The sequence below is a fragment of the Bradyrhizobium sp. Ken64 genome (assembly GCF_055807555.1).
Genome location: NZ_JBVVPA010000012.1, coordinates 216,183 through 222,188 on the forward strand (window position 1 = coordinate 216,183; position 6,006 = coordinate 222,188).

The window sequence follows — 6,006 nt, forward strand, 5'->3', positions numbered from 1 at the left end:
GATCCGTTTCAATGCGTCCCGATCAAATGACCTGGCCGAGAATCCGAACGTATTCCTCCACCATGGCGTCCACTGAATAGCGCAGCTTCAGACCTTTGGCGTTTTGTCGCAGCTCGTCGCTCAGTCGTTGGTCCGTCAGGAGCCTGGAGACGGCGGCCGACAGCTTGGCATGATCGGAGGCATCGACGAACAGCGCTGTCGGTTTTCCTTCGACGGACAAGACCTCGCGCAAGACCGGGAGATCGGTGACGACCGAGGGAACGCCGGCGTTTGCGGCCTCGACAGCGGCCAGGCCGAAGGTCTCCGCCTGCGTCGGAAATACGAACACGTCGAGAGCGGCGAGAAACTCCGCCATCTGGCGCGGGGTGATTTCGCCGAGCAGATGCAGCCTGTCCGATACTTTCAGTTCATCCGCCAACTGCCGCAGCCGGGCCTCGTCGGCTCCCTGGCCGGCCAGTGCGAGGTGCCAGGAGGGTTGATCCGGCAACAGACGTATCGCCGCGTCGAGCCGCTTGTGCGGGTGCAATCTTGCTGCGCAGCCGAGCAGGGTGCGATCCGGCGGCAGGTTGAATTTCTGTCGCGCGGCTTGCTTCGTCAGGGTGAGGGCCTTGTCGTCGAAGCCGTGCGGGACGTGCACCATGCGCGCGCGATAGGCCCTGGGGTAGCGCGAATACTCGCGCTGCATGTCCAGCGAGTTGAGCGTGATGCGGTCGAAGAAGCCGAGGCTGCCCATGACGATGTCGGCCATCCGGACCGGCCAGCTCATCGACAGCGCGGATGAAACCTGATTGGCGATGACAGGCGCGCGGCAGATCAGGCGCGCCACGCCGGCGCCGATGACATTGCCGAAGTGCTGAAACGTCAGAACGGCGTCGGGCCTGGTGGCCCTGATATGGCCGCCGAGCGTCCACAGCATTTGCAGCAGCGCCAGCGGATTTCCCGGCCGGCTCGACGCGCAATAGATCGTGTCGGGCGGCTCATCGAAGGAATCCGACTTGCGGAAAAAGAACAGATTGGTGACGCGATAACCGCGGGCGGTCAGCCCGGCGCCAAGCAGGCGCGAGATCTCCTGCGCACCGGCGTTCTCGGCCTGGGTCTGCACGAGAAGCACGTGCAGCTTTGGTCCGCTACCGTTGGGCGGCGGGAGTGCCGTCGCAGTCGTCTCGCCCAACGCCTTGCTTGGCTGATAATGGAGCACGGATCCCGACCCACTAGAGAAACGAATTTTTCACCTTCTTAACTCCGTATCTACCATGCGGGCATCGCGCGGACACCGACTAGCAAGAAACGGAGTTAATGCGTGCCCTGCCGCAAGGGCGTCGTTCACGAGGGAATTCCGCTCGTTTCCGACGGAGTGAAGAGGACGCGGGTAGCCGCCGATTAACCATCGATATTTGGGTTGGAGCGGGCCCACTGAGAGCGTGCGAAAGCGACTCTGCCGGTGCGCTGACGGCTGCCGGTGCGCTCTCCTTCATGCGGGACACGGGCGACATGTCCTGACGCTCTATTCGCCGGAGTCAGCACCACGGACCGCGTAGGCGCTAGGCTTGGATGCCGAGAAGCGCAAGAGGCCCAGAATCGAAGGATCGACCCCGGTTCGCCGGCGACAGAGGATGTTGAGGGCGATGGTCGCGAGCGCCAGCGACACAGTGGCCGAGATCGCGGCGCCAAGAACGCCGAGCCAGGGAATGAGGACGAGAAATCCCACCAGCCGCAGCGCTACGTTCCCGGCGATCACGGGGACATACTCGCGCTCATAGCCGGTCAGCTGCAAGATCGCCGCAGACGGACCGCCCGCCGCCTGGAACGCCGTTCCGATCGCGAGCACGATCAAGACCCAGTGCTGCGCAGCGAAATGCGGCCCGAACAGGTTGAGCAGATGGGGACCTCCAACCCAGATCAGGAGAAGTCCGCTGACCACGCACACCGCGGTCACTTCCGCCATGAGCCGCAACGTTCGCTCGAATTCCCGGTGATTCTTGCTGAAGTACAGCGACGGGAGCCGACGTGCGCCAAAACTGTACAGTGCGGCCGACAGCATGGCGAAGATGTTGGCCAGGCGCGAAGCGGCAAAGTAAATTCCGGCGGTCGCCGGGTCCAGCATCCAGTAGACCAGAATGACGTCGAAATACTGGTTCGCGGCTTCGAGGATGGATGCGGCCCAGAAATGAAGCGCGCTCGATCTCCAGCGCGACGTCTCGGACCCCGCCGCCGTGCCGCGGAAATCCGGCAGAACTCGCGCAATCGCGATGATCTGTGCAATCAGTCCGACCGACATGGCGATCGTCATCACAGCGATCAATTCGGCGGGATCGAGCTGGCGATGGCCGAACATGATTGCGAGCAGGAACAGCACGACGCTGACGCGCCAGAAGAACTCCCTGTTTCCTTCGCCCATGAGAATGCTGACCAGAGAGCGTGCGATCTGGCTGCCAAGCATCAGTCCCGCATTCACGGCAGTGTAGGCCGACACCGCGAGAACCAGCAGCCACGAGGCGCCTTTGATGTTCGCGCCGATCGCGATTGCGCCGATCGCAATCAACATCGCGACGGAGGAAATTTTGAGGCTCGACAGCAGCACGCCTTTGGTGAGATCGGGCTGATTTCCCACCCGATACTCGTTCAGGAATCGCACCAGCAGCGATTCCTGGCCCACCAGTCCGACGACCGCCGCCATCTGGGCTACCGAAAGCCAGGTCGCAAAGATGCCGAACCCATCGGGCGACATCGTTCGTGCCGCAAGCGAGAACAATGCGAACGCAAGCGCGCCGCTGCCAACCTTGAGAAGGATGGTTCCGGCAACACCGCGCGTCACGTCGCGCCGCATGAACTGGACGATGGATTCGATCATGAAAACTTAACGAGGCAACTTTCCCTGAAGAGACACTTTCCGATTACCTGCGACAGCCTAGCATGCCGAAAAACCGCGAGTGTTAATGGACGGCCTCCATGATCCTGCCGGCCGCGGCGACCTCGCGGCCATGCCTGTTGCTTCACTATGGAACAGCGCTGACCCCATTGTCCCAGATAGAGCAAAGTGCGGCCCGATCGCGTGGCGGCATGGCGCCGCATCGACGGCCAATGAGGCGAGACGGGCCGCTGGAATGCGGATTGGCTCGCCGGGATTGGTCATCCCGAGCAAGGCGCGTGCCGGATCTCATCGGGCCGGGCAGGTCTCCGCTGCATTAACCGAGATATCGAGAAATGATCGCGTTTGGTCCCGCGATGCGGGATCAGGCGAGAGAATTGCACGGGTAATCATCGTTGACCGTGGGAGCCTGGACCATGACGGCGGATAGCAACGTGACCGAGCCGATTGCCGCAGCCGGCCCTTTGACGATCGTCGCCGACATCGCGATCGTTGGCGGCGGCCTCGCGGGCTCGCTCGCGGCGGCCGTGCTCGCGCGGTCGGGGCATCGTGTCGCTCTCGTCGACAAGCGCGCGATCCATCCGGACGAGTTCCGGGTCGAGAAAATCGGCGGCCATCAGCTGGAGATGTTGCGCAAGCTGGGCTTCCTCGACGCGCTCGACAAGGTAGCCTGCAGATATGACCAGGTGCTCAATATCAGGGAAGGCAAGGTGGTCGATGTCAGCGTCGGCCGGGCTTACGGACTTCCATATGCGGATCTCGTCGCCATGGCGCGCAGTCAATTGCCTGATCCGTCGAGCCTGATCGTCGACGAGGTCACGGCCGTCAAATGCAGCGACGATGCTCAGCATGTCGAGCTTGCGTCCGGACGGCGTATAACTGCGCGCCTCGTCGTGCTGGCCACGGGCATGGCGGGCGTTCTCGGCTACAAGCTCGGCATCAAGCGGCGCGTGCTGGCGGAGCGCCATTCGGTCTCGTTCGGCTTCACGATCGCCCGCCGGGATGATGCGCCGTTCGACTTCGAGGCGTTGACCTGTTACGGCGAGCGCACGGCGGATGGCATCGATTATCTCAGCCTGTTTCCCGTGCGTGCCGGCATGCGGGCAAATCTCTTCATGTTCCGCGACCCGACCGATCCGATCATGCGCGAGCTGCGTCGCGAACCGGAAGCGACGGTTCTGCGCCTGCTGCCCGGATTGCGGCCTTACCTCGGCGACTTCCACGTGACCGACCGGGTGCAGAATTGGGTGATGGACCTGTCGGTCGTGGAAGGACATCTCCAGCCCGGCGTCGTTCTCATCGGCGATGCGTTCCAGACCAATTGCCCTGCCGCCGGCACGGGCGTTGCCCGCCTGCTGGTCGACGTCGACCGCCTCTGCACCGAATATGCGCCGCGTTGGCTAGTGACCGAGGGCATGAGCCGGGACAAGATTTCGGAATTCTATTCTGATCCCGACAAGGTCGCGGCGGACCAGCAATCACTGAAGATGGCGCACTTCCGGCAGGCCCTGACGTCCCGCAACGATATCGGCTGGGACGTGCGGCGGCGGCTGCACTTCCTGCGACGCAGGATCACCCACCGGGTCGATCAGATGCGGCCGGGCTGGCTTGCACATGTTCGAAGCGCGCTACGCGCCTGAGAGTCGCACCTGTCGGCGCCTCGCACCGGTCAGCGCGTGGGCGTTGAAGTTCGGGTCGGCAGGAACCTGAATTCCGACATTCGCTTGGCGGCCAGTTTGAGCCAGGGAGCCTGTTTCAGCGCGAACAAGGAAATGGCGCCCACGGTGCTGCCGGCCTGCGTGACCGTCCACATCGGCGAAGGCTGCGCGCCGAACTGCTTCTTGTAGGGCTCGTCGCCGATGGTGAAATCGAGCATCCGATCCCCGCGCTCGATGCAATCCTTCGCCACCTGCTCGAACATCAGTGCGCCCAAGGACTGGCTTTTGTATCCGGCAATGTCGAAGGCGCCCATGATCACGAGGAAGCTGCCTTGATGGCAGAGTCCGAGCACGGCCGCGATTACCTCGCCGTTCATCTTCATCGCATAGAGCCGGACAAAGGAGCCGAGGCCGCGGTGCGCCACGTCAGAATAGAAGCCGTAATATTCGGCGCGCTGGAGCAGATCGCCGTCGCCATGTGCCTGAAAGCGCGGCCCGCGAAATTTCCTCATGACATCCAGCACCTCGATGACGGAGGCGCTGTCGCTGCAGGATGAAAAACTCAAGTCCCCCTTCTTCTGGAGCTGCCGGGCTTTCTTTGCGAGCTCCTTCTGGTAGGAACGATCCAACGCACTGGCGCGCCATTGCTCGAACGGCGCGACGAGAACGGTGGCGTAGGCATTGGTCTCCATCGCTATGCGGCGGGGCGCAGCCAGAAGGTTCTCGATCGGAAGCCGTCCGTCCGGCAGCTTGGTCATCCGGAGCAGATCGAACGGGCGGACGAGGCACCGGAGCTCTGCGCACGCACTCTCGTCCTTGAGCAGCTCGGAAAATACCTGCGGGCTGCACACCGGCGCCAGATAGTCGGAAACGCGGAGGTCGGCGAATTCGACGGTCCGTATCGGGCCGCGCCGGATCCGCAGCAAGGGCAGCACCATCGCAAGGGCGCCCGTCGCGCGGTGGCGGACCACGACAACCAGAGGAGTTGCGCCCGCATGAGACGCGAGCCTGGTGTAGAGGGTGTCGAGCCAGAGCGGATGCTGGAACGCGGTGGCCGCCGAGTTGTCAAAGAGCTCTGCGTAGTCCGGCGACAGGAAGTCGAATCCCTGCTCGATGGCGATGTCGAATGTGTTGCTAGGTCTGTTCATACGCAACCAAGAAAACAGATGGCTCGGGATGGTCGATGGAGCCGGATCTACGCTCTATAGCAGGGTCGTTACGGCGGAGACACCGGCGGCGTGTGATTTGCATTAATCCTTCGAGCAAGGCTCGTATGGTTACCAAACCGTAAAATTCCTGATCGAGGGGCCTCGCGGCCGAAACAGCCACGACGGCGTCAACCCCTCTTGTCAAAAATATTCCCCTTTACCGAAATTCGGAAATGGCGTATATGTCGCCCATTCCGGCTCATCCTTGAGGGGCGATCTTGTGGTCGTCACGTTCGCGAGCCGGGCTTGCGGTGGACGCGGCAGCGTTCGG

4 protein-coding genes are annotated in these 6,006 nt (G+C 62.7%); 1 reads left to right on the forward strand and 3 read right to left on the reverse strand.

Annotated elements, in window-relative coordinates:
- Positions 1–22: 22 nt before the first annotated feature.
- Positions 23–1,198, reverse strand: coding sequence for a glycosyltransferase family 4 protein (locus AC0L2F_RS21105; protein ID WP_473249716.1), 1,176 nt, complete (start codon positions 1,196–1,198; stop codon positions 23–25).
- A gap of 306 nt (positions 1,199–1,504) precedes the next feature.
- On the reverse strand, positions 1,505–2,851 hold the full coding sequence (locus AC0L2F_RS21110; protein ID WP_007608608.1) for a lipopolysaccharide biosynthesis protein: 1,347 nt from the start codon (positions 2,849–2,851) through the stop codon (positions 1,505–1,507).
- 434 nt (positions 2,852–3,285) lie between these two features.
- On the opposite strand from AC0L2F_RS21110, the gene AC0L2F_RS21115 reads away from it, so the two are divergent.
- Complete coding sequence (locus tag AC0L2F_RS21115) at positions 3,286–4,509, forward strand: FAD-dependent oxidoreductase (RefSeq protein ID WP_063992940.1); 1,224 nt, start codon at positions 3,286–3,288, stop codon at positions 4,507–4,509.
- A gap of 29 nt (positions 4,510–4,538) precedes the next feature.
- Here the strand turns inward: AC0L2F_RS21115 and AC0L2F_RS21120 are convergent, their stop codons facing one another.
- Positions 4,539–5,675: a GNAT family N-acetyltransferase gene (locus AC0L2F_RS21120; protein ID WP_007608616.1), complete on the reverse strand. Its 1,137-nt coding sequence runs from the start codon at positions 5,673–5,675 to the stop codon at positions 4,539–4,541.
- Positions 5,676–6,006: the final 331 nt, after the last annotated feature.